Source organism: Parasphingorhabdus sp. (assembly GCF_059726685.1).
In genome coordinates this window covers 1,922,313-1,946,397 of sequence record NZ_AP041068.1, presented here as the reverse complement: position 1 = coordinate 1,946,397, position 24,085 = coordinate 1,922,313, and the positions used below count along the sequence as shown (strand labels likewise).

Annotated in this window: 25 protein-coding genes; 12 read left to right on the top strand and 13 right to left on the bottom strand. The window is 53.8% G+C overall.

The window, feature by feature from the left end:
- Positions 1-49 precede the first annotated feature (49 nt).
- On the top strand, positions 50-472 hold the full coding sequence (locus tag AC6I9Z_RS09605; protein WP_461455601.1) for a hypothetical protein: 423 nt from the start codon (positions 50-52) through the stop codon (positions 470-472).
- A 28-nt stretch (positions 473-500) separates the two neighbouring features.
- Here the strand turns inward: AC6I9Z_RS09605 and AC6I9Z_RS09600 are convergent, their stop codons facing one another.
- The 4 genes from AC6I9Z_RS09600 to AC6I9Z_RS09585 all read right to left on the bottom strand — a co-directional run bounded on the left by AC6I9Z_RS09600 (position 501) and on the right by AC6I9Z_RS09585 (position 3,693).
- Positions 501-884, bottom strand: a complete 384-nt coding sequence (locus AC6I9Z_RS09600) for a hypothetical protein (RefSeq protein WP_461455599.1) — start codon at positions 882-884, stop codon at positions 501-503.
- A 3-nt stretch (positions 885-887) separates the two neighbouring features.
- A complete protein-coding gene (locus AC6I9Z_RS09595; RefSeq protein ID WP_461455597.1) occupies positions 888-2,216 on the bottom strand; it encodes an amidohydrolase in 1,329 nt (442 codons plus the stop codon).
- A 68-nt stretch (positions 2,217-2,284) separates the two neighbouring features.
- Positions 2,285-2,911, bottom strand: coding sequence for a DUF4893 domain-containing protein (locus AC6I9Z_RS09590; protein WP_461455595.1), 627 nt, complete (start codon positions 2,909-2,911; stop codon positions 2,285-2,287).
- Entirely contained in the window at positions 2,908-3,693 is a 786-nt protein-coding gene (locus AC6I9Z_RS09585) for a 3-hydroxybutyrate dehydrogenase (RefSeq protein ID WP_461455593.1), read from the bottom strand. Before AC6I9Z_RS09585 ends, AC6I9Z_RS09590 begins: the two co-directional genes overlap by 4 nt.
- Positions 3,694-3,819: 126 nt before the next feature.
- Here AC6I9Z_RS09585 and ypfJ point away from each other — a divergent pair, with 126 nt between their 5' ends.
- Complete coding sequence (gene ypfJ / locus AC6I9Z_RS09580; RefSeq protein ID WP_461455591.1) at positions 3,820-4,728, top strand: KPN_02809 family neutral zinc metallopeptidase; 909 nt, start codon at positions 3,820-3,822, stop codon at positions 4,726-4,728.
- Between the two features lie 9 nt (positions 4,729-4,737).
- Here ypfJ and creD read toward each other — a convergent pair whose 3' ends face one another.
- On the bottom strand, positions 4,738-6,153 hold the full coding sequence (gene creD / locus AC6I9Z_RS09575) for a cell envelope integrity protein CreD (protein WP_461455589.1): 1,416 nt from the start codon (positions 6,151-6,153) through the stop codon (positions 4,738-4,740).
- Between the two features lie 152 nt (positions 6,154-6,305).
- Between creD and AC6I9Z_RS09570 the strand changes: the two genes are divergently transcribed.
- Entirely contained in the window at positions 6,306-7,433 is a 1,128-nt protein-coding gene (locus AC6I9Z_RS09570; protein WP_461455587.1) for an alpha-hydroxy acid oxidase, read from the top strand.
- A gap of 16 nt (positions 7,434-7,449) precedes the next feature.
- Positions 7,450-7,962, top strand: coding sequence for a hypothetical protein (locus AC6I9Z_RS09565; RefSeq protein ID WP_497810839.1), 513 nt, complete (start codon positions 7,450-7,452; stop codon positions 7,960-7,962).
- A 49-nt stretch (positions 7,963-8,011) separates the two neighbouring features.
- On the opposite strand, the gene AC6I9Z_RS09560 is transcribed toward AC6I9Z_RS09565, so the two are convergent.
- From AC6I9Z_RS09560 to sdhC, 5 genes are read right to left on the bottom strand one after another with little or no spacing between them, the layout of a single operon-like run.
- Positions 8,012-8,827, bottom strand: coding sequence for a class I SAM-dependent methyltransferase (locus tag AC6I9Z_RS09560; protein WP_461455583.1), 816 nt, complete (start codon positions 8,825-8,827; stop codon positions 8,012-8,014).
- Between the two features lie 49 nt (positions 8,828-8,876).
- Positions 8,877-10,133: a hypothetical protein gene (locus AC6I9Z_RS09555; protein WP_461455581.1), complete on the bottom strand. Its 1,257-nt coding sequence runs from the start codon at positions 10,131-10,133 to the stop codon at positions 8,877-8,879.
- A complete protein-coding gene (sdhA, locus tag AC6I9Z_RS09550) occupies positions 10,133-11,965 on the bottom strand; it encodes a succinate dehydrogenase flavoprotein subunit (RefSeq protein WP_461455579.1) in 1,833 nt (610 codons plus the stop codon). The genes AC6I9Z_RS09555 and sdhA overlap by 1 nt, the downstream gene beginning before the upstream one ends.
- Complete coding sequence (gene sdhD / locus AC6I9Z_RS09545; RefSeq protein WP_461455577.1) at positions 11,965-12,354, bottom strand: succinate dehydrogenase, hydrophobic membrane anchor protein; 390 nt, start codon at positions 12,352-12,354, stop codon at positions 11,965-11,967. Before sdhD ends, sdhA begins: the two co-directional genes overlap by 1 nt.
- Positions 12,355-12,358: 4 nt before the next feature.
- Complete coding sequence (gene sdhC / locus AC6I9Z_RS09540; protein WP_461455575.1) at positions 12,359-12,757, bottom strand: succinate dehydrogenase, cytochrome b556 subunit; 399 nt, start codon at positions 12,755-12,757, stop codon at positions 12,359-12,361.
- Positions 12,758-12,997: 240 nt separating this feature from the next.
- Between sdhC and AC6I9Z_RS09535 the strand changes: the two genes are divergently transcribed.
- From AC6I9Z_RS09535 to AC6I9Z_RS09515, 5 genes are all read left to right on the top strand, one after another.
- A complete protein-coding gene (locus tag AC6I9Z_RS09535; RefSeq protein WP_461455573.1) occupies positions 12,998-13,717 on the top strand; it encodes an SDR family NAD(P)-dependent oxidoreductase in 720 nt (239 codons plus the stop codon).
- Positions 13,714-14,382 carry a spermine/spermidine synthase domain-containing protein gene (locus AC6I9Z_RS09530; RefSeq protein ID WP_461455571.1) on the top strand — a complete coding sequence of 223 codons (669 nt, stop codon included), beginning with the start codon at positions 13,714-13,716 and terminating at the stop codon, positions 14,380-14,382. Before AC6I9Z_RS09535 ends, AC6I9Z_RS09530 begins: the two co-directional genes overlap by 4 nt.
- A gap of 416 nt (positions 14,383-14,798) precedes the next feature.
- Entirely contained in the window at positions 14,799-15,299 is a 501-nt protein-coding gene (locus tag AC6I9Z_RS09525; RefSeq protein WP_461455569.1) for a GNAT family N-acetyltransferase, read from the top strand.
- Between the two features lie 422 nt (positions 15,300-15,721).
- Complete coding sequence (locus AC6I9Z_RS09520; protein ID WP_461455567.1) at positions 15,722-17,596, top strand: ABC-F family ATP-binding cassette domain-containing protein; 1,875 nt, start codon at positions 15,722-15,724, stop codon at positions 17,594-17,596.
- Positions 17,597-17,623: 27 nt separating this feature from the next.
- A complete protein-coding gene (locus AC6I9Z_RS09515) occupies positions 17,624-18,607 on the top strand; it encodes a 50S ribosomal protein L11 methyltransferase (RefSeq protein WP_461455565.1) in 984 nt (327 codons plus the stop codon).
- Positions 18,608-18,611: 4 nt separating this feature from the next.
- Here AC6I9Z_RS09515 and phhA read toward each other — a convergent pair whose 3' ends face one another.
- The gene (gene phhA, locus AC6I9Z_RS09510) at positions 18,612-19,508 is read right to left on the bottom strand and encodes a phenylalanine 4-monooxygenase (protein ID WP_461455563.1); all 897 of its coding nucleotides are present in this window, start codon (positions 19,506-19,508) and stop codon (positions 18,612-18,614) included.
- Positions 19,509-19,537: 29 nt separating this feature from the next.
- Here phhA and AC6I9Z_RS09505 point away from each other — a divergent pair, with 29 nt between their 5' ends.
- Together AC6I9Z_RS09505 and AC6I9Z_RS09500 are read left to right on the top strand one after the other, a co-directional pair.
- Entirely contained in the window at positions 19,538-20,215 is a 678-nt protein-coding gene (locus AC6I9Z_RS09505; protein WP_461455561.1) for a TIGR02117 family protein, read from the top strand.
- 82 nt (positions 20,216-20,297) lie between these two features.
- Positions 20,298-21,215: a hypothetical protein gene (locus tag AC6I9Z_RS09500; protein WP_461455559.1), complete on the top strand. Its 918-nt coding sequence runs from the start codon at positions 20,298-20,300 to the stop codon at positions 21,213-21,215.
- Here AC6I9Z_RS09500 and AC6I9Z_RS09495 read toward each other — a convergent pair.
- Positions 21,197-21,835, bottom strand: a complete 639-nt coding sequence (locus tag AC6I9Z_RS09495; protein ID WP_461455557.1) for a Crp/Fnr family transcriptional regulator — start codon at positions 21,833-21,835, stop codon at positions 21,197-21,199. The genes AC6I9Z_RS09500 and AC6I9Z_RS09495 overlap by 19 nt on opposite strands.
- Positions 21,836-21,971: 136 nt before the next feature.
- Between AC6I9Z_RS09495 and AC6I9Z_RS09490 the strand changes: the two genes are divergently transcribed.
- On the top strand, positions 21,972-22,829 hold the full coding sequence (locus AC6I9Z_RS09490; RefSeq protein WP_461455555.1) for a sterol desaturase family protein: 858 nt from the start codon (positions 21,972-21,974) through the stop codon (positions 22,827-22,829).
- 92 nt (positions 22,830-22,921) lie between these two features.
- On the opposite strand, the gene AC6I9Z_RS09485 is transcribed toward AC6I9Z_RS09490, so the two are convergent.
- Positions 22,922-24,076: a sterol desaturase family protein gene (locus tag AC6I9Z_RS09485; RefSeq protein WP_461455553.1), complete on the bottom strand. Its 1,155-nt coding sequence runs from the start codon at positions 24,074-24,076 to the stop codon at positions 22,922-22,924.
- Positions 24,077-24,085: the final 9 nt, after the last annotated feature.

Below are 24,085 nucleotides of genomic sequence, written 5' to 3'. Positions count from 1 at the left end.
GGCAAGCCGTTAAAGTGATCATATGAAAATCTAAAATTAGGTGCTCTTGATGATCAAACAGGCAATTCTTTTCGTCGTTTCCACTGGTACACTCATTTACTTTATCGCGCCCGTTGATGATGAGAAAGCTGCGGAGCCGATTGCAGAAGAGACTTCCAAAACGAAGTCTGCGGTCAAGTCGAGTGCTTCAGACCAATGGAGCTACGACGATGATGAGGGGGCCGAGGAATTTGTTTTTGGCGAACCGCTTGAATATTCTGATGATGCAGATACTCCAGCCGGTAATAGCGGCGAAATCGCCGGAACCGCGGGACCCACAATCAACGAACCCACAAAACGGATCGCACGGACGAACTATATCAGCCCGGCGGTTTACTCCAAAGCTCCAAAACCCGGCGGGCCTGGCAGCAAGGAAAATCCAATCGATATGACGCCGCCAGGTGGCAGGCAGCTACCGCAGTCGAAACCCTAAGCGTTTCAAACCGCGAAAGACGAACGGCCTACTCGCAGCGCTTCATGACATAATTGTCGGGTTCTATATTCAAGATGAATTGATCCGGTCCAGATATCGTAACAGGTCCCTCCATCTGGAAACGACCTCCTGCCTCGCCTGTTTCTTCATCCTCCGCCAGATCGGTCAAGTTGAGCGTCAACTGACCGGCCGACCATTGCCAAATACCGGTCAAATCTTCCGATATAAAATTGCCGCCAGCCAATAGCGTCCAGTTTGTCGGTTGATCGCAGGTTTCTTCCGAAAAGGCCCAGCGCCCTTCGAAATATGAAGCTTCAACAGCTTCTCCGGATCGCGGCACTTCGACGTTGGCAATAGACACGGTTGCTGCAACAGCAACGCCGACCGTGCCGATTGCCTTGGCTGTCGTCATTCACTAACCGCCCTTTTTCATTATGTTAAGCGCTGCAGCTGTGAGCGCTTCTGCGCCTGTCGCCACGACTTTTTCGGCATCTGGCGCCCAAAGCGGACTATGAAGTGACGGCAATTTGGTACCCGCCTTTTTCGCAGCCTGATACTCATCCATCGGAACACCACCGACCCAGAAAATCATGCTTTTGATTGATTCGTCGGCACGGCGATAACGGCTGAAATCTTCACCGCCCATCACCGGATTGGACTCAACCACCCGCTGTTTGCCGAAACGCGCTTCAAAAAGCTTCGCCATCTCGCGAGTAAATTCGGGGCTGTTATAGGTTGAAGGCGTAAATTCATCGTCGCGTACGCGAATGATGGGCATTCGGTCTTCCGGCAGACCAGCTGTTACTGCCTCGCCCTTGGTAATCCGCTTGATCCCGTCAAGCAGTTTGGCCCGCGTTTCATCAGAATAGCTTCGGACTGTAAGTAGTAGATTGGCCTTGTCGGGTATTATGTTGTGCTTAAACCCTGCCTGGAAACTACCCACCGTAACTACTGCAGGGTCCTGCGGATCAATTTCACGGCTGACCAGCGTTTGCAGCGCGCCGACAATGCGCGAAGCCACCACGATCGGGTCCTTGGTTGTGTGCGGATAGGCACCGTGGCCGCCGACGCCTCTCACTTCAATGTCCACGCTATCGACATTGGCCAGCGCATAGCCTGGTGAATAGCCGATAAAGCCTGCCGGCGCCCCGGCCGCATCATGAAAGGCCAATACATATTCCGGCTTGGGAAAACGGGTGTAGAGCCCGTCCTCCAACATCGCCTTGGCTCCCTCCCCGGTTTCTTCGGCGGGTTGCAGGATCATCACCAGCGTGCCCGACCATTCGCCCTTGCGCGCAACCAGCTGGCGCGCTGTTCCGACCCAACCGGTCATATGCGTATCATGGCCGCAAGCGTGCATCACACCGGTATCATTGCCCTCGCGGGTTTTGGCGCGCACTTTGGATGCAAAAGGCAGCCCGGTTTTTTCAACCAGCGGCAGGCCATCCATATCCGCGCGGATCATAACTGTTGGACCGTCGCCATTTTTCATCACCGCAACCACGCCAGTGCCGCCGACTTTTTCGGTCACGTCAAAGCCAAGCCGTCTGGCTTCAGCCGCCAGCTTGGCCGCTGTCTGAACCTCTTCGCCGCTCAATTCGGGATTGGCATGCAGATCACGATAAATTTCCATCAGGGACGGCAAGTCCGCCGTGATCGCATCTCTCAGTGGATCAGCTTGCGCCGGTGTACACAACAAAACAGTACTGGCCGCAACCAAGGCGGCTTTCGAAATCATACGCATCACTATCCCCGAGTTATTTCACAAGTTTGTGAACTTAACTGCTCAAACACCCCTTGTCAGGCACAAATTTAATTGGTGATGGGAGTTAGCTCCATCACATTCACAACCGACTCATAATAGGGATAGGGAAAAACCATGCGCCAGCGTTTCTGACCGATACGTTCAACCACGGCGGCCTGATCCCGCTTTTCCGTTTTTCCATAAGGTACGGCCTTGTCTTCATAGCCATAGAATGACGTACCCAGATAGATGGAATGGCGAGTGCCTGCCTCATACAGCCATCCTGTCGTGCGTTGAGAGCCGGTCAGTTTGATAAAATGGCGGCGATCACCATTAACAGTGACACGACACCGAAAAGCCGGATAGGCTATGTAAGGTAAGCCGCCGCTGGCATCGCCATCCAGTTTGGTGACCGAGCAGGAATAAAGTCCCGCCGGAATCTTGCTGTCCGGCAATGCTGCCTCTTCTTCAAAGAGCGGTTTCCTCGTGGAGAGTTTGCCCCCTTCGCCGCCTTGGGCAGCGCCGGCGCGCCCTTCCTGCAGAGCCTTTTGCCAGTCATCCAGTCGTTTTTGGTCTGCCGCTGTCGCAAGCTCTCGCCATTGCGATTCCGGATGCGGGCTGTCTTTGGCCACTGCCACCGAAACCAATCCGGCCGACGCCAGCATTGCCACGATCACAAGCCGCCCGCGGATCATTGGGCGGTCCACCCGCCGTCGATGGAGAGGTTCGCTCCGGTAATTGCGCTCGCTTCGTCTTTACAAAGAAACACAGCCAACGCAGCGATCTGGTCGATCTGCACAAATTGCTTAGTCGGTTGCCCGGCCAGCAGCACATCATTCATCACCTGCTCACGCGTCATGTTCCGCGCCTTCATCGTGTCGGGTATCTGGTTCTCGACCAATGGCGTCCACGCATAGCCGGGCGAGATCGTGTTTACCGTAATCCCCTGCTGCGCCACTTCCAGCGCGACAGTCTTGCTAAAGCCCGCAATCGCATGTTTTGCGGCATTATAGGCCGATTTATAGGGGCTAGCGACCTTGCTGTGCATAGACCCTGTATTGATGATCCGGCCCCAGCCACGTTCCTTCATGCCCGGCAAAACCGCCTTGGTCGTGTGGAATGCGCTGTTGCAGATGATGTCCATGATCGCATCCCACTTGTCTTCGGGAAACTCATCGACCGGGGCAACATGTTGAATTCCAGCATTGTTGACGAGAATATCGACTTCTCCCAATTGCTCTGTGCAGTCTGTCACCATTTGCCGAATTTCCTCGGGCTTGGTCATGTCGGCATTGCTGTAAGCGGCCTTGGTTCCACTCAACTTTTCCAGTTCCTGCCGTAGCGTTTCGATTTCGCCTTCATCACCAAAGCCGTTGATCATCACCGCCGCGCCCTCAGCAGCCAGCGCTTTTGCATATCCACCACCAATGCCCGAGGTCGACCCGGTCACGAGAGCGGTTTTACCCTTCAGAAACATAGATTTTCTCCTTTGGGCGACCTTAAAACAGTCACAAGTGACTGCAACGGCTTTTTGTAAAAGAATTGCGCAACGCTTGCGCTTTTGTGCGATTCAGGCGAATTGAACTCTAATAGGAGAGAAGCCATGCGTTTAGATGATCTGGACCCCAGCAAAAATGCCCGCGACCATGGAAGTGGCGGCGGCCGCAGAGGATTTGGCGGCGGCGGTGGAGGTGGCGGTCTGGGACTGCTGCTAAGCTTCCTGCCTATGTTGCTCGGCCGGAAAATGGGCTGTGGAACCATCCTTTTGATTGGCGGCGCGGTATTGGCCTTTATGTATTTCGGCGGTGGTGCCGGTATGTTGACGGGTGGTGGAACGCAATCCAGTGGGTCGGGGGACGCGGTTGCCTATGACACTCAGGAAGAACGTTTTGCCGGTCAGGTGCTGGCTTCTACCGAACAGACCTGGTCCAAGCTGTTTCAGGCCAATGGATCTCGATACCAACCAACAACAATAAACTTCTACCAGGGTGGTGTAAGTTCGAACGGCTGCGGCTCTGCCAGTTCGGCAGCGGGGCCATTCTATTGCCCAGCCGACCAAGGCATTTATCTCGACACGTCTTTTTTCAATGAACTTGAAACCAAAATGGGCGCACGCGGCGATTTCGCCAAAGCCTATGTTATTGCCCATGAAGTAGGCCATCATATCCAGACTCTAAGCGGCGTTTCCAGTCAGGTCCGACAAGCACAGAGCCGTGCCAGCAAGGCGGAAGGTAACGCATTACAAGTGCGGATGGAATTACAGGCAGACTGTTATGCTGGCGTATGGGCCGCGCAAAATGCGGATCGCATGGAGCCCGGTGATGTCGAGGAAGGCCTGACGGCTGCCCATGCCATTGGTGATGATACCTTGATGCGCGGGGCTGGACAACGTCCTGTGGAAAGCATGTTCACCCATGGCACCTCCGAACAGCGCATGGCGTGGCTGAAGAAAGGGATGCAAACCGGCGATCCGGCCGCGTGCGATACGTTCGCACGCGGCGCGGTTCGCTAGTCCGTTGACTTAGGTCGCCGGTCCTTTCTGCAATGACCGCGACCAGTCCAACCGGCGGGTGACAAACATCACCCCGGCCAGTGCGGCGAAGATCAGCAATGATCCGATAAGCAGCGAGTATGCCTCAAGACTCAGCAAGATATAGATCACGCCATATAGGGCGGCGAGCAAGCCGCCGATAATCGAAGCCCTTCGCCAACTCGACAGGACCGATGCCGCATAAGCGGTTATCAACCCGATAGTGGCTATCGATGCAACGACATAGGCCAGCGCAAAGCCGATAATCTCGGCAAAGGCGAGCAACAGGATGAAGAACAGCACCAGCGCTACCCCAACCAGAATATACTGAACGGACGAGATGCGAACGCCTCCGATCAGGTCAAACAGCAGAAACGCGACAAAGGTAAACCCGATGAACAGGAAACCATATTTGGTTGCGCGGCTCACCTGGTCATAGAGGTCAACCGGCTGGATTAGGTTCACGGTCACGCTGGAAGGATTGCCCGCGCCGCCGCCGTCATAAGAGCTGTAAGACCGATTGCCAGACTGCGGGTAAACTTGTTGTCCCGCCTGCGTAGATGTCAGCGAGCTGCCCAGCGCGAGGTTCGAGATGCCATATTTCGCAGTGAAACCGGCATCACTGACTTCATTATCCGGCAAGAACCCGCCGGTGAAGCTGGGGTGCGGCCATTTGGATTTTACTGACCAGTTGGTTTGTCCGGCATCCGGCACCATCGTCAGGCTTTCGGTTCCGCGGAATTTCACGTCAAAATTCACAGCCATTTCACCATCTGCCAGCGCCGTAGCATCCAGCCAGGCAAAAAAGCCGGTATTACCTGTCTCGCCCAGACCTTTTCCGGGTTGCAGCACGAGCGACTGGCCATCTACGGTCAGCTTGTTATCGGCTGACAGGCCCCTTGCATCTGACAGACCAAAGCGGATTTCGGCGCGAGCGAAATCAATGTCCGCGCGGTCAATACCGGAGCGATCGAAATCTTCCGGCAGTTTAAACGAAGCGGAACCGGTCACATTGGTGTTGTAAATCACCACTTCATAGATGGAGCGGCTTTTGACTTCTGTCAGGATATCACTGTCAAATGTCATGACTTCCGGCGAGATATAGAGTTCGCGGGTTACGACATTGGTGCGGGTTACGGTCTTGCCATCCTGCTCCACTGATTCCTGTACCTTGGCCTTATAGGGTAGTACGATTTTCGGTCCGGCAAATACCTGCTGCCCGCCCCAACCGGTGACAATGGATTGCTCCGCCTGCTCACTCTGCGTCTGGCGGTCATAAATGAGTAGCCAGCTGGCAAACAGCGGAATGGCCAGTAGGAATCCGGTTAGCAGCACCAGCAGGAACTTGGCTCCGGGCGATCGTTCCGGTCGCCGCGGTGATTGAATATCTTCGTCAGTTTCAGTCATAGTGAGTTTTCCCTCTAAATCCCTGTATTTGCTGGACCACCGCTCTTGCAAGCCGCAGCCATTGCTCTAATCATAAGCCCCAAGCTCTTCCATCCGAGCGACGAATCGAGGCTTACGTGCGACGAATTACCACAATTACGGATTGCCATAACGTGAACGACTTTCGTTCTTTGGCCAAAAAGCGCCTGCCTTTCCCTATTTTTGACTATATTGATGGTGCCGCAGACGACGAAGTCACCCGTCGCCGTAACACCGAAGCTTATGAAGCATGTGATCTTGTGCCCAATGTGTTGGCCGGTGTCGAGGATATCGACATGACAACTTCGGTCATGGGGCAAAAACTCGCGATGCCATTATTTCTGTCTCCTACCGCCCTGCAGCGACTGTTTCATTGGCAGGGCGAACGCGGTGTAGCGAGAGCGGCCGAGAAATTCGGTACCTTTTTCGGGATATCCTCTCTGGCCACGGTTAGCATCGAAGAGATCGGTGAAAGCATCGACTCACCAAAAATGTTCCAACTTTACGTCCACAAAGATAAAGGGCTTAACAAGTCGATGGTCGAACGCTGTAAGGCAGCGAAATTTGATGCGATTACCCTAACCGTCGACACTATTGTCGGCGGCAATCGTGAACGCTGCCTGCGATCTGGATTCACCAGCCCACCCAAGATCACGCCCGCGAGTTTCCTGAGCTATGCGACCAAACCGGCCTGGGCACTCAACTATATGTTCCGCGAAAATTTTGAGCTGTCTAACCTCAAGGACCATGTCGCAGAGGGCACCAATGTTGCCCTGTCGGTCGCGGAATATTTCTCCACCATGCTCGATCAGTCGCTGGACTGGACGATGGCTGAGGATATCCGCAAGGACTGGGGCGGTGAATTCTGCCTTAAAGGAATCATGTCGGTGGATGATGCCAAACGCGCCGTCGATATCGGTGCGACCGCGATCATGGTGTCCAATCATGGCGGCCGCCAACTGGATGGCTCCCGAGCACCATTCGATCAGCTTGCCGAAATTTGCGACGCCGTGGGTGATAAGATTGATGTGATATGCGATGGCGGCATCACACGCGGCAGCCATGTTCTGAAAGCGCTCAGCGTCGGTGCCAAGGCCTGTTCTGGCGGGCGCCTATACCTTTATGCACTGGCAGCCGCCGGACAGGCGGGGGTTGAACGTAGCCTCAGCTTGTTGCAAGCTGAGATTGAACGGGACATGAAACTTATGGGCGTGACATCCGTTGGTCAGTTGAACCGCGACAATTTGCGGTATCGAGCTTGACCACAAACAGGGAAAAATGATGAAACATATTGCAAAATTAGCGACAACGTCAGCAGCAGCACTGCTTTTCCTGTCTGCCCCAGCGCAGGCACAAAGAGCCGATCCGGATGAAACAGCTGAAGAACATGCCCGGGATGCAGCAACCACACCGGCCAAAGATGTCGGCCTGAAAAAGACCAAAATTCCTGCCAAGCTTATTGCCATTCAAGAAGATCCCTATTCTCTGGATGGTTTGCGGCGCTGTGCCGCGATCATACAGGAAGTCAAGGAATTGAATGCCGTGCTAGCGGCTGATGTGAACGAGAAAGTCGATAAATCCAGAGCCGAAAAGCGCGAAGAAACTGCGAGCCGTGTCGGTGGTGGATTGCTGGGCGGATTGATCCCCTTCCGGGGAATTGTGCGCGAAGTATCCGGGGCAGCAGGCGACGAACGCAAATATAACCGAGCCGTCTATGCGGGCGTCGTTCGTCGCGGTTTCCTAAAAGGTGTTGGCAGAGAAAGAGGTTGCAAAGCCCCCGCCCGTCCATAGTCTATATTATCAAGAATGGGCGATCCTGTGTGCCGATCGGTTCGGCAGTTTAACGTGCCTGAACAATCCAGATACCACCAGGCAAAGCGACGCGTCCGCCATCATCATGAGGCGAAAGCGCTTCTTTCAAAGCCGCCAACAATCGAGACTTGAGATCGTCATCAACCTCGCCTAGCGCCCGTGAAGCTGGTCCGATTTGCGATGAAAAATAGACCGCATCGTCAACACCACCAGATTGCGACATACAAATCTCAACAGAATGAGGTGCCATAGAAATCTCGTCAAAACCCGCTTCGGTCAATAGATTTTTCAACCGCTCCGCATCGGCAAAAGCAAACGGACCAGGCGCATGCGGGTCAGTTTCCGGTGCTTCCGGCAATAGAGGCTTAATAGCCGCCATTGGAACCATCACCCACAGATTGACCTTCGGACTCTGCCAGCAAGCAAAGACCATCCTGCCGCCGGGCTTCAGATTGGCTTTGATATTGGTGAAGGCAGCAACCGGGTCCTCAAAGAACATCACGCCAAAGCGCGACATGATCAGGTCAAAACCTTCATCAGCCCGATATTCAGCGGCGTCAGCCAGCAAGAGCGTTCCACGGCCATTGGCCCGTGACCTTGCCAGTTCCAGCATAGGTTCAGATACATCTACACCCGTGACCTCAGCGCCAGCGTCCATCGCAATTAACGACGTCTCACCAGTACCACAACCAATGTCCAGAACACGCTCGCCCGGCACAATTGCGGCTGCGTCTATCAACAGAGATGTAACCGGGGCCAGCAAGGTGTCCATGACGTGCTGCTGCTCGGTCCACTTTACGCCAGCATTATCATTCCAATATTCAATCTGTTCTTCATTGGACATTATTGGGCTCCGTGTTGTTGCTATGGGTCATGGATTGCAAAACTATGACTTAAATATCATCCAAAAAGTCAAATTCATCATCTCGGCGTGGATCGGGATTAAACAGAATTTTCAATCTTTCCGGCGAGGATAGAACAGGCTTTTTTGGATCGACAAAGTGCAGTTTGACACCAGTGTGCTTGAACGCACTGTTCAATTCAGGCCAATATTGCTCCCCAATAATAATTAGCACCTTACCCCAACGAAAGTCACCCGGATCAGATTCCGCAGCGATAGCAGACAATATTGCCTTGAGGTTTTCCTCGTCAGAGGAAGCAACGGATAGCTCAGTATATATCCAATCCGTCTCATCCTTGCCTTCCACCATCTCGGCAAATTCATCTTTGATCCATTGCACTGACTTTTGATATTCGAGGTCGTCAATCGGCCTCAAATGCTTGGTGGCGCTTATGTTGTCGGCTTCAATCGTACGAAACCATGCCTCCCGCATATAGTAGTGCCAGTCGCGCTCTGTCATAGGATATTTCGCGATGAGCGGAGCCAACTCCGCTCTTATTCTGCTCGCCTCCCAATCCAATTGTTTTCTTTGAACGTCCAGAGCCGCCAACATGGCCTCTATCCATGCTCTGGTGTCGCTTTTAGAAACGTGACCGCTGTCCAAATCAATCTTGAACTCGACAGTTTTAGCTTTCGCACGATCGCCTTGAGAGTCCAAATCCGGAGCGATTATGGCCAGCTTAATTCCTTCACCGTCAAACACGGGATCGCCTTTTTTCCAAGACCGAGAACTGACACTACGCGGTAAGGCTTGCAAGTAATAGAGTGGTAGAAATGAACCCAAATCATGCGCACCCAATAAGCCCTTGCCACGTTTGTAACGGACTATTGTTGTCGGACCATAGCCTACACGATGCCAGTTATCGAACGTTACAAGATACTGACCGTCATTGGAAAGAATTGCCGTGACTGGGGCCACTTCATTGACAAGGTCCACCTGCCAGTTGGTCGTCCAAACGCCAGAATCATTTTTCACTTCAATCACCGCCGACACCCTTGCATTGGCAGCCTCTGACGGAAGCCCCGGATCGTTCTGTTCGTCCCGTTTATCGCGAAAATACTCTGGGGGACTGGACAGATCACGCGGATTGATAGTGACACGGGCAGTGCCCGAATTTGACTCGAAGACCGCCTGCTTCGGTGGTGCCCAACTATCCGCTACAGCAGGTTGAGAAACACCGGCAACAAACAGGAAGACAATCAGAAAACGAATGGATTGAGCAAAACCAGAACCCAATCCTCTTTGCATCAATAAACCCGTTTCTTGGGTTTGATGTAGTCCGCCTCGTCGGTCAGTGTGAAGTCATGAACCGGACGATAGCTGATATCGACTTTGCCGGTGCCACGGTCCTTATCGGGGCCGCCCCAACCGTTGAATGTCGCAACCGTGTGCTTCATCCATTCCTTGTCGTTCCGGTCTTCATAATCTTCCTGCATGTGGGCACCGCGGCTTTCCTTCCGGTTGGCGGCACTTTCCATGGTGACGACCGCCTGCCCCATCAGATTATCAAGTTCCAGCGTTTCGATAAGATCGGTGTTCCAGATCAATGAGCGGTCGGTAACACTGACGTCACCCATTTTGGCGTTCACCGCTTGCATTTCTTTGACGCCTTCGGCCAGCAATTCGTCATCACGGAACACGGCACAGTTTTTCTGCATCGTTTTCTGCATTTCGGTGCGCAATGCCGCCGTGGTTGTGCCGCCTTTTGCGTAACGGAAATGGTCGAGACGCGACAGTGACAGATCGGCTGAATCTTTCGGCAACGGCTTGTGCGATTCACCGGGTTTCAGCTTCTCTTTCAAACGCAAGCCAGTTGCGCGACCAAAGACCACCAGATCGATCAGCGAGTTGGAACCAAGACGGTTGGCACCATGAACCGACACACAGGCCGCTTCGCCTACCGCATAAAGTCCGGGCACAACGGCGTCGGGATCATCCTTGGTCGGGTTCACGACCTCGCCATGATAGTTACAGGGAATGCCGCCCATATTATAGTGGACGGTCGGAACCACCGGCAAAGCCTGACGCGTCAGGTCAACGCCAGCGAAAATCTTTCCGGTTTCGGTAATGCCGGGCAGGCGTTCCGCCAGTACATTCGGATCGATATGATCGAGGTGGAGATAGATATGGTCTTTTTCCGGCCCGACACCGCGACCTTCACGAATTTCGGTGGCCATGCAGCGTGAAACTACGTCGCGGGACGCCAGGTCTTTTGCGCTTGGCGCATAGCGTTCCATGAACCGCTCGCCTTCGGAGTTGGTCAGATAACCGCCCTCTCCGCGCGCGCCTTCGGTAATCAGCACACCCGCGCCGTAAATGCCGGTGGGGTGGAACTGAACAAACTCCATATCCTGCAAAGGCAGACCGGCGCGGAGCACCATGCCGCCACCGTCACCGGTGCAGGCGTGAGCGGAAGTCGCACTATAATAGCAGCGCCCGTAACCACCGGTTGCGAGCACAACAGCATGGGCCCGGAAACGATGGATCGATCCGTCTTCCAGACAAATCGCAATCACGCCGCGGCACTCACCATCTTCCATGATCAGATCGATTGCAAAATATTCGATGAAGAAGTCAGCATCATATTTCAGGCTCTGTTGATAGAGCGCGTGGAGCATCGCGTGACCGGTTCTGTCCGCCGCTGCACAGGTACGCTGTACCGGAGGACCATCGCCCATATTCTGCATATGGCCGCCAAAAGGGCGCTGATAGATAGTGCCGTCTTCATTGCGTGAGAATGGCACGCCAGCATGTTCCAGCTCGTAAACCGCCTGGGGCGCTTCGCGGACGAGATATTCAATCGCGTCCTGATCACCGAGCCAATCAGAGCCTTTAACCGTGTCATACATATGCCAGGACCAGTGATCCGGCGTATTGTTACCCAGTGAAGCGGCGATGCCGCCCTGTGCCGCAACCGTGTGCGAACGGGTCGGAAAAACCTTGGTAATACAAGCGGTTTTCAAGCCAGCTTCGGCAGAACCCATGGTGGCGCGCAAACCGGACCCACCGGCACCCACGACGACGGTGTCGAACGTATGATCGATAATCTTGTAAGCGGGTTTTGAATCTGTGTCAGTCATTAAGCGACCACTCCGGTAAAGGCGACCTTGGCAACAGCGAAAATTCCAAGCGCTGCTCCGCCAATGGCGAAAAAGTTAAGCAAGATGATAAGGCCGAATTTCATACCATGATCAGGAACATAGTCCTCGATCAGAACCTGAAGGCCCAGGCGCAAGTGCCAGAAGATACTGACCAGCATCAGCATCATCGGAACCGCAACCAGCGGCGAGGATAGCCAGCCAATCAGCAATTCATGCTCATAATTGGGCAATCTCAGCAAAGAGATCAAAAGCCACCCGATCAAGGCCAGATTGCCTACTGCAGTTACCCGCTGAACGATCCAGTGATGGGCGCCTTCTTGAGCCGAGCCAAGACCGCGAACCTTACCAATATTTGTTCCTGATCCCATCGTGTTATCCAATCAGCTTTGCATAGATGACAAACCAGAGAGCGGCAGTCGAAACCAGTGCCAGCACCGGCACGGCACCGGACCATAGTTTGTTCGTCTGAAGTTCATAACCTGCTCCGGCATCAAGCACGAAGTGGCGCAGTCCGGAATATGTATGTTCGAACAGGGCAAAGGTCATGCCTATCATCACGATGAACCCAGGAATGGTCGTCATGATGCCGACAAAAGTCTCATAGGCCTCTGGACCAGCAGAAATACTGTACAACCACCAAACCAATATCGGTGCGCCTAACAAAGCAAGCGCATCACCCGTGGCACGGTGAAGGATGGAAACCAGCATATGTGGTCCCCATTTATAAATTCCCAAATGCGGCGATAACGGCCGGTTCGTTGGCTTAACCAATTTCAGTCCCCTGATCACGGACCCCGCGTCTTCTTCGGAGTCTTTGTAAACGAACCAGTGCTTTAGCGAAAACATGGCAGCATGCAAACAGGATCGCGGGGTTTTTATCGCCCACTTGTCAGCTTTTTGGGTGCAAATCCTTGCTTGGCGCCTGCAAATCACGAAAGCGCTGTCAAATTTATGAGGCTTTTAGCATCTCTTGTTGGACCTTTTGCGATCCCGGCCTTATTCGTCCGCAGCATGACAGATATAAAAACGCATATTTTGGTGACTGGTGCCAGCCGCGGTATTGGCAAAGCGATATTGGATAGTTTCGGCGGGGCCGATGTTATGGCGGCTGGGCACAGTACTTCCGGTGAGGCCGGTTTGCTGAAATCAGATTTTGCGAACTCCGATGAAGTCTCGCAATTGTGGCAGGATGCACTGGAAAGACTGGATGGCCGGATTGATGTCTTGATCAACAATGCCGGTATCTTTGATCCCAACCCGATTTCGGATAGCGACACGGAGTGGTTGGAGAGCTGGGGCCGCACCATGCAAATCAATCTCACCGCCTCGGCGCAGCTTTGCCGACTGGCCGTGCAGCATTTTCAAGAGCGCAAGACCGCCGGGCGCATTGTCAACATCGCCAGCCGCGCCGCCTATCGCGGCGACAGCCCGGATCACTGGCATTATGCGGCATCCAAAGGCGGAATGGTTGCCATGACCAAAACCATCGCCCGCGCCTATGCCAGCGAAGAGATTTTGGCCTTCGCTATCTGTCCGGGCTTCACCATGACGGGGATGGCAGAAGACTATCTCGAAAGCCGCGGCGGCGACAAGTTGCTCAAGGACATCCCCCTTGGCCGCGTGGCCCAGCCAGAGGAAATTGCATCCATGGCGAATTATTGCGCACTGGAAGCGCCAGCCTCTATGACCGGCGCAGTGCTCGATGCCAATGGCGCGAGCTTCGTGAGGTGACACCGCGCGTTCTTTTGGACACTGCCGAAATTCCCAATGGCGGCGGCGAGCTTCGGCTGTTCCAGCGTGGTCATGAATTTTCGATCATGCTGGGCAGCAACGAGTTAATGAACAGTCGGCTCAGCGGCTCGGAAGAAGCGCTCGCCACCCTGCCCTGCGAACGCCTGTCCGACCGGACCGCAGCGCGCATATTGATCGGCGGCCTGGGTATGGGCTTCACCCTGCGCGCCGCCCTGCCTTTACTGGATGCAAAGGCAGAGATTATCGTCGCCGAGCTGGTACCGGCCGTCGTGCAATGGGCACGTGGACCGATGGCGGAAATATTCGACGGCAGCCTGGACGACCCGCGCGTTACCATTGAAACAGCGGACGTGTTTGATCTGATCTCCCGGAATGAAAACCAATATGATGCGATCCTGCTTGATGTAGACAATGGACCGGACGGCATCACCCACGCCTCCAATGATCGCCTGTACACCGCTGCCGGTTTGAAAACCGCGAAACGGGCGTTGCGCTCTGGCGGTATCTTGGCGGTGTGGTCTTCTGCACCGGACGCAAAGTTCACGCGAAGATTGACGGATGTGGGTTTCTCGGTCGAGGAAGCCCCAGTGCGTGCCCGAGGCAAACGCGGGGCACATCATATGATCTGGCTGGCGCAAAACTAATAATCTGCCAATACCTCCTTTGGGCGCAAATGCTGGCGCAACAGATAGATTAGCGGCCGGTCAGCTCGCCACCTATTTGCTGAAAATTACTAAGCGGATTGACTGGTTGTACGCCATTGGTACTATCTAACCGACCTAAGTGAGGGATGTTGGAATGTTGGTGTAATCATTCGTCTGGAAATTTTGGACTGGTCATTCGATCTTCAAATGATCTCTGACTCTGTTGATCGAATGCTGTCCTGAGGCACACTGCCATCAAGCTTAAAAATCGAGATTATGATTGGTGCAAGCACCCGGCAAAATTGTGCGTGGGTGCCGTGACCTGTTTTCCAGACGCAAAGTGATGCGATCTGTTTCCAAACAAAGCGGCTGCCCCAGAAAATGGTTTGCGGTCGAATTACCTCGAGGATATTTTAATGAATAAATTCAAATTTGAAATCCGTCCGTTTCGTGAAATTGACTTGTCCCAAATGCATGACGTGCGCGATGCCGCGTTTGCGCCCATATATCAATCGTTTCGCACCATATTGGGCGGTGCGGAATTGGCGCGCATTATCTATGGTAATGGCGAAGATGAGCAAGGAGCATATCTGGATAGAATCTGCCTCCCTGACAGCGGTCATTATGTGCTTGTTGCCACGAATGAAGAGAAGATCATTGGTTTTTGTGGAGGCTCGCTGGACACGAAAAGCAGGATCGGGACCTTGGGTTTAAACGCGGTCCACCCCAATTTCACGGACCGTGGCGTCGGCACGGGATTATATGAGAATATGCTCGGCTGGATGAAGGAGCAAGGTATGTTTGCTGTACAGGTAAGCACTGGCGGCGACCCCAGCCATGCACCCGCGCGGAGGGCATATGAAAAGGTCGGCTTTAAAAAAAGCATCCCTTCCCTGCTGTATTGTCAGACCCTTTAGGCAAGCGGCGATACGCAAAGTAAGCACGAGCAGGGGGTAATCCCTCTGCTCGTGCTTCCACGATGTCCGCTTTCGGGATAAAACAGACGCCCCATTGCTTTCCTACAGGCCCTCTCATGGGTTATGTTCAAGCTGGCTCTTTGAATCTAGCAAATATGTGACGGTGTTGCGGTTTGACGGGCGCTTGCGAAAGGTCACGCCCGACGGGGCAAGTTTATCGTTAATTGATTGATATTAAACCGTTCTTAGTCGCCAACACCGAAAACAAAAAACGCCTTTGGGTGTAAACACCGGGCGCCAGATTATCTCCCGTTTTCCGAATGCAGCGGATGGTCCGACCTAACAGGAGACTTAGCAAATGGTCAGTAGGGCCAAACCCACGCTCACTAGCCGAATCCCCAAAGCTCCGCTAACGAGCGCGCATGCTGAATTTTAGCAACATCACGGTACGCCTTGGCGGCACAGTCATTTTGGACGGCGCAACAGCTGCGCTGCCCCCCGGCGCGCGCGTGGGGATGATTGGCCGAAATGGTGCTGGCAAGTCCACTTTGATGAAAGTTGTGGCCGGATTGTTGGAACCGGATGATGGCAGCGTCGACATGCCCAAAGGCGCTCGCTTGGGCTACATTGCGCAGGAAGCGCCTGCCGGATCGGAAACGCCGCTCGATACCGTGCTGGCAGCTGACATGGAACGCGCGGACTTGCTGGCAGAAGCAGAAACGGCAGATGATCCGCACCGCATTGCCGAAATCCACGAACGGCTGAATATGATCGAAGCGCACAGCGCGCCTGCGCGTGCTGCCAAAATCCTGATCGGGCTGGGTTTCGACGAAGAAGCGCAGCAGCAACCGATGGACAGCTTCTCCGGTGGCTGGCGGATGCGTGTGGCGCTGGCCGCGCTGCTGTTCTCGCAGCCTGAACTGCTGTTGCTCGACGAGCCGTCAAACCATCTCGACCTCGAGGCGACCTTATGGCTGGAAAATTTCCTGACCAGCTATCAAGCGACGATTTTGGTGATCAGCCATGAGCGCGATCTGCTCAACAATGTGGTCGACCATATTCTCCATCTACAAGGCGGAAAGACAACGCTCTATCCCGGCGGCTATGACGCTTTCGAGAAACAGCGGGCAGAACGGCAAGCGCAAATGGCAGCCTCGCGTGAGAAACAACTGGCTCAGCGTGAAAAGCTGCAAGCCTTTGTCGACCGCTGGGGTGCCAAGGCGCATAGTGCCAAGCAGGCGCAGAGCCGGGTCAAGGCGCTGTCCCGCATGGAGCCGATTGCAGCAGCGATCGAAGATCCCTCACTCAGCTTTCATTTCCCCAGCCCGGCCGAGCTTAAACCGCCGCTAATCACGCTGGATGATGCGGCTGTCGGTTACGGCGACAATATCATCCTGTCCGGCCTGAACCTGCGCCTCGACCCCGATGATCGCACAGCGCTGCTGGGCCGCAACGGCAATGGCAAGACCACGCTTGCCCGATTGCTCGCCAGCCAGCTGGATCCCAAGGCCGGCGCGATGAACAAGTCCGGCAAACTGACTGTCGGTTATTTCACCCAATATCAGGTGGAAGAGCTCGACCCGACCGATACACCATTGGAGCATATGACGCGGTTGATGAAGGACGCAAAGCCCGGCGCGGTCCGGGCACAGCTGGGCCGGTTTGGATTTTCCGGTGACAAGGCGACGATGAAAGTCGGCAAATTGTCGGGCGGCGAACGCGCGCGCCTGGCTCTTGCCTTGATCACGCGCGATGCCCCGCATCTGTTGATCCTTGATGAACCGACAAACCATCTCGACGTGGATGCCCGCGAAGCGCTGGTCCACGCATTGAATGAATATAGCGGTGCCGTCATCATGGTCAGCCATGATCGCCATATGCTGGAACTCACCGCTGACCGTCTGGTGATGGTCGACAGCGGCAGGGCCAAGGAATTTTCCGGCTCGCTCAATGATTACACCGATTTTGTGCTGGGACGGAATCAAGAGGTGAAGACCGCCACAAACGGAGGTGGCGGGAATCGCAAGGAAGAACGTCGTCTTGCCGCCGAGCGGCGCAAGCAACAATCGGAACTGCGCAAAACGGCCAGTACCGCTGAAAAGAAAATAGAAATGCTCGGCAAGAAACTGTCCGGTATTGATCGCGCCATGTTCGATCCCGCCAGTGCGGAAAAGGACTATGCGGACCTGACGATGACCGAATTGATGAAATTGCGGGCCACGGTACAAGACGAGCTGGAACAGAATGAGGCCGCCTGGCTGGAGGCAAATGAAGCGTTGGAAATGGCCAATGCTTAGGGCTGGTAATGCTCCGGGCCTGTTCCTTTGACCGACACATGGAAAGTCACCCTGCCTTGCACACGTGAAGAGGCGGATAGACTGTCAGAGGACAGCCTGTTTGAGGGCTCGACCGACAGCATGCCGACCATTGTCACGCGCGAAGCAAATCCCGAAACACCCGATAACTGGGTGATCGAGATTTATAGCGACGCCGAACCCAATGCGGCATTTCTCAAGGACATTGCCAAACTATCCCCCTCTGCGAAGACGGCCAATGTCGACCCTGTGGTTGAAAAACTGGAGGATGAGGATTGGGTGACACTCAGTCAGCAAGGACTAGAGCCTCTGCGCGCCGGTCGCTTTTATGTACATACGTCCAACAGTGCGCCCCTGGAAGACAACAATGTCACCAATATCTGCATTGACGCCGGTCAAGCCTTTGGCACTGGTCACCATGAGACCACCAAAGGATGTCTTGAAAGTCTCGACCGACTGAAACGGCTGGGTCAAAGCTATAGCAATATTATTGACGTTGGCACGGGCACCGGCCTGCTTGCTTTTGCTGCGCGTCATCTTTGGCCTACATCCCGGATTATCGCCAGTGACATTGATCCTGTCGCCATAAAGGTCAGCGCCGAAAACGCCGCAGTCAATAATATCGCGGTCGGCAATTCCCATCGGGCAATCCAACTGCAGACCAGCAACGGTCTCGATCACCCTGCCCTTCGCGACCGCGCGCCTTATGATCTGATCATTGCCAATATATTGGCGGGTCCGCTGATCGCGCTGGCCCCGCAACTTGCCGCAGCGGCAATCTCCGGCACAGTTCTAGTCCTTGCAGGCCTATTGGAAACCCAGAGAGCGGAAGTGCTGCATGCTTATATCCGGGTAGGCTTTCGCCCGCGTCATAGCCGAATGGAAAACCAATGGCCGTGCCTGATGCTGATCAAGGCCAAGGAATATGGCCCCGCTAAAACGCACAGGATTATTCGGTCGCCTCTGGCATCCGATTATTTCGGCGAATGCTGATCTGTTAGATGACGACTGCCTTGCCTGATTGTGCGCTGGGGTGATCTTGCGTCCCGCGCGTCAACACCTCGTCACCCTCGACAATATCGGCAATCGCAATATCCGGCAGATTTGCGATTTTCTCATAAACCGGCTTAAAATCAGTTTCTACAGTCACCCGCAACAGCTCGTCCAGACTGGGAATGACAAAGTAATTTTGCTGAAAATCATCAATCCGATATTCTGTCCGCAAGACCCGTTCCAGATCGAACATGATGCGATTAGGACTGTTACTATCGAGTGCAAAGACACTCTCGCCGTAACTGGAAACTATTCCCGCGCCATAGATACGCAGACCGTCTGCTTCCTGAATCAAGCCGAATTCGACAGTGTACCAATATAGTCTGGCGAGCTGTTTCAGCGTCCCGAATTTCAGCGCACGAAGCCCACCACGACCATAAGCTTCCATATAGTCGGCAAAACGCTGATCTGCGAGCATCGGCACATGACCAAAAACGTCATGGAAAATATCCGGTTCCTGCAAATAGTCCAACTGATCCGGTTTCCGGATGAAGTTGCCGGATACGAAGCGCCGATTGGCAAGATGATCAAAAAATACATCATCCGGCACCAAACCTGGAACGGCCACCACTTGCCAGCCAGTCGCATGCATCAATATCCGGTTGAGTTCCTCAAAATCCGGGATGCCAGGCTTCGACAATTGCAATATGTCAATGCCATCCAGAAAGGCCTGCGCCGCACGCCCAGGAAGCATTTCCTTCTGGCGCGCAAAAAGTGTGTCCCAGGTTGCATGCTCCTCCGCGCTGTAAGCGGACCAGTTCTGGTCTATTGTCCAGTCGGCATTTGCGTGCGCTGGCGGCTTGTCATAGACATGGGTTTCCGGGTCGGGGGCTGTCAACATGATGGCATCTTACAGCAGAAAAGGTTTCAATGGCAACTTCTCGCATGAAATGGCCCAAACGCATCATCAAAGGTCTCGTGGCTGTAGTCATGCTGTATCTTGTCGCTGCGTTATTCGGCAGCATATTGCCAGCCAATCAATTCTGGAAAAGCCCGGATGATGGAATCGAATTGTTCATAGAAACCAATGGTGTACATACTGGTATCATCATGCCGGTTCAAACTGATGTGCATGATTGGTCGGAACTGGTCCGTCCCGAACATATGGGTGATCCGACAAGATATGGCAGCCACATTTTGGTCGGTTGGGGTCACGAAGGTGTCTATCGCAACGCAGAATATTGGCAGGACCTGCGTTTCAAGGACGCCGCCAGTGCCGTATTCGGCAGTGATGACGTCCTGTTGCATATCTATCACCTGAACTATCCACAGACTTATCCCCATTATCGCCGCAGCTTCCGGGTCAGCGAGGCTGAATATCGTCTGATTGTCGCTGCGATAAAAGGCCGTTTTGTCCTGGATGAGTCTGGTCAGCCGATCCCGTCCAAGGGCTACGGCCAGAGCGACCTGTTCTACAAATCCCAGGGCCATTACAATGCCTTCTATACCTGTAACAGCTGGACCAGTGATGTCCTGCGGAAAGCTGGCATCAGGACCGGCATCTGGACTCCCTTTCAGGGCGGCGTAATGCGATGGTTCCTGGAATGATTTCCAGTGAGCGGAATGCGATTTCAATAGTAAATTGAAGTATAAAATGGTATCAAAAGGCACATAATTAAGGACATTCAGAGTGCGATTACCGTTCTTTTCTGCCATAGCCGTGTTTATATTCGCTATATTTCATCAACATTCTGCAGCAGCTAAAGCCGAACCAACAACAGAGGCCGATCAAAACACTATTGTCGTCATCGGTGAACTGGAACGAAAGAAGCGAATTAACGCGTTCATCCGTTCAGCGATAAAAATATCGAATGACGAACAATACGCGCGGTATAATGTGCCTGTCTGCCCCATATCGCTGGGCCTCAAGGCAGACAGAAACAGCTTCATCGAGACGCGGATTCGGGCAGTCGCGAAAGCGGCTGGCGCAAAAGTCGCCGAACCGGAATGCGATCCGAATGTCATTGTGGTTACCACCTCCGGATCACAGGATTTTATTGCCTATCTCAGGAAAAAGCATTCGAAGGTCTTTGGAGCCATGCATATTCCGGCGCGTAACCGCTTAATGAAAGGCCCCGGCCCTGCCTATGCCTGGAATATCGTAAGAACGACCAGCACCGGAGGAGGAGCACCGGTCTCAGGCACATTTGATGATGAGGAAGGAGACGGTCAAAGCTTTTCCGGAAGCGGGTCCAGAATAAGGCAGGCAACGCAGCAGAATATCGATGTCGCGATCCTGTTGATCGAAGATACTGCGCTACTCGAAATCAACCCGCGACAGCTTGCAGACTATGCTGTGATGCGGCTTCTAGGCAATGCAGGGCAACCCAAAAATCAAACCGCCAGTGAAAGCTCCATATTGTCATTATTTTCAGACAGGCCAGAAGAGCTTGAAGCCCCGCAAAGTGTGACTGCCTGGGACCTCGCACTTCTGAAAGCCTTGTATCAGGCCCCCAATGACCTCAACGCGCAGCAAATGCGAAACAATATGAAACGCATTTTCGAAAAGGAACTGGTGAAGATAGCCGATCAAGGCGCAGGGGAATGATGGCGTCTTCGGGAAAGCAGCGGATTCAGCACGACTATTTCCCCATAGTTCCGTTCTATATTGCCTGATTGCTCAAGTTTGCCCAACGCCTTGCCAAGCGAAACTCTTGATACCCCGACCAGATCGGCAAGCTCTTGCTGGGTGATTGATATCGAGACTGTGTGTCCTTCCCCTTCGCAAAGACCTAACAGGGCCCGGGCAACGCGTTCGACCGTAGACAGATTGCGCCCCGCATTGACGAGGTCGAAGGCCTGTTGCACCATATGAGCCATTGTTTTCAGCAATATCCTCGCCACACGCGGATCGGACGTGATGGCTTCTTGAAGCTCTTTTTCGCCGATCCGAACCAGTGTCACGTCATTACCGGCGATGGCGTCTACCATCCTCGGGAACTCGCCCAGAAACGCCTGCTCACCAAAACTTTCGCCCGGTCCCAGCACCGCAAAGATCGACAATTTGCCATCAAAGGAATAGCGGCCGATTTGAACATTGCCGCTGCGAATATGCCAGAATTCCTTGCCCGGATCTCCGCGCTGCTGGATCAATTCTCCTTTCGCAAATTGACGCACAAGCCCGTGATTTAGCAAGCGGCGGTGAACATCTTCCGGCAACGCCGTCATAAATCCTGTGGCCGCAAAAGTGGTTCGGGAGAAATGGTCTGATTCAACCAATTGTAAACCTCTTAGCATTTGATGGATCAGCTATCTGCTATCAGCGTTTCAAATTCAAGATGTTTTAGGATCGAGGAGCCCGGCAGTGAGGCCAGAGATATTTGCTATTGTGGGTATTTTCGCGCTGTTCGGCCTGCTCGAACTGTTCCGCACCAAGCTGTTCGCAAAGCCCGAGCAAAATTTCGACGACGCGATGGTAGAGATTATCGGCTCGGCTGTTTTGCTCATTTTCACGCAGCCTATGATCATTGTATCCGCGCAATTCCTGATGGGTGCTGTCGCCCCTCAATGGGCCGGCGCACTGACCAACATCCCGATTCTCGCAGCTATCGCGCTGTTCCTGGTCTTTGACGATATGATGCAATATTGGCTGCACCGGCTGTCACACCAGATCCCGTTTCTCTACAACCTCCACCGGGCGCATCATAACGCCAAATATATGAGTATTCGTCTCGTTTACCGGAACAATATATTCTATTATTTGCTGATGCCCAGCATCTGGTTTTCCGGCGTGCTCATCTATCTTGGTCTGGGCTGGGTCTATGTCGGATATATCATTGTCAAAATGGCCGTAATCATTGGCGCACATAGTGATGTTGCCTGGGATGAACCGCTTTATAAAATCAAATGGCTATCACCCGTAATGTGGCTTGTGGAAAGAACCATCTCGACACCCGCAACGCACCATGCCCATCACGGCCGCCACATGGAAGATGGCGCGACCAACTATAAAGGCAATTACGGCAATCTTCTTTTCTTCTGGGACGTCCTGTTCGGCACAGCGAAAATCACGCGCCGCTACCCGGACAGTTATGGCGTCGAAAATCTTGCACCGGCAACCCTTGGCCAGCAACTGGCTTGGCCGCTTTTTCCTGAGAATACGGATGGCGGCTACGGGGTAAAAGAACTCGCAGCCAAGGATGCTGCGGCGAAGGCCGGTTAACAGGTTGGGGTGGGACCAGGGCGGCTGACGGATGGGGGAAAACCGTCAGTCGCCTTGGACTATTTCCCGGTTCAGAAGATTTCGCACAGCACTCAATAATCCGGCTTCTTGCGCGTCAGCGGATAGGCGAACTGCTTCAAATAACCTTTCGGGACATCTTCGGGTATCCCGTAACCTTCCGGCCATTTTGACGGCGGCAGATAAAAAGTTCCAAACAGCTTGTCGATCCACGGGAAATGGATCGCGAAATTGACGTCAAACGCCTCCCGCTCCAATCCATGATGCCAGTGGTGAAAGCGTGGCGTCGCGATCCAGTGCCCGAGCCAGTTGAAATCGCCTTTGATATTCGCGTGCAGTAGAGACGAATAGATATAGACGAATGCGATGTAAGCCTGAAGCACAGACGGGCTGAAACCCAGCGTCATCATCGGCAGCGATGTGATGCCGCGCAGCAATATGATCTCGATGAAATGCATCCGCGCACCGGCCAGCCAGTCCATTGATTTGGCCGAATGATGCACCGCATGAAAGCCCCAGAGAAACGGGAACCGGTGAAAGGTGCGATGGAAGAAATATTGCACCAGATCGGTCAGCACCAGGACGATCACGAACTGCAATATCCATGGGATGGAGGCGACCATCGCCCGGAATGCGTCCCAGCTGTTGGTATTGGCCACCACGACGTTGGAAGGGGCCAGCGCCAGAAAGGTCAAGGCCTGCACCATCATCGAGCTGATCAGATAGTAAAACAGATCCTCTCGCCATTCGATGCGGAACAGACGCTGCGACCGTTTATGCGGCAATATCCGCTCGAGCGGTGCAAACATCAGTCCAGTGGCCACCATGTTGACGATGAAAAAGTCGAGGCCAAAAAATATGCCCCAGCTTCTCGTATCTTCCGGCTGTACATTGGCGCCACCCAGAAACGCAGCGGTTATGCCGATGGCGAGAGCAAAAAAACCGAGAGACTTGCGGGGGCGCAGCAGCAGGCTCAGCAGCGCCAGCGCATAGGAACCCAGCAACAACAGGTGCACTACCCCGCGAAAACCGCTCCAGTCCTTAACCGCTTGCAGCTCGGGCGTCGCAAACCATTCCGGAAAGCGCAGCGCGATAACCATGCCCAGCCCTGCAATGGCCATCACGACCGCGAAAAAGCCGGCGAGCCAACCACTGCCAAAACGGCGCACTTCGGGAGGTGCCTCGAGGTCCTTGGCAAGCTGCTTCAGTATTCCCTGTTTCTTCGCCATTCTGGTCTC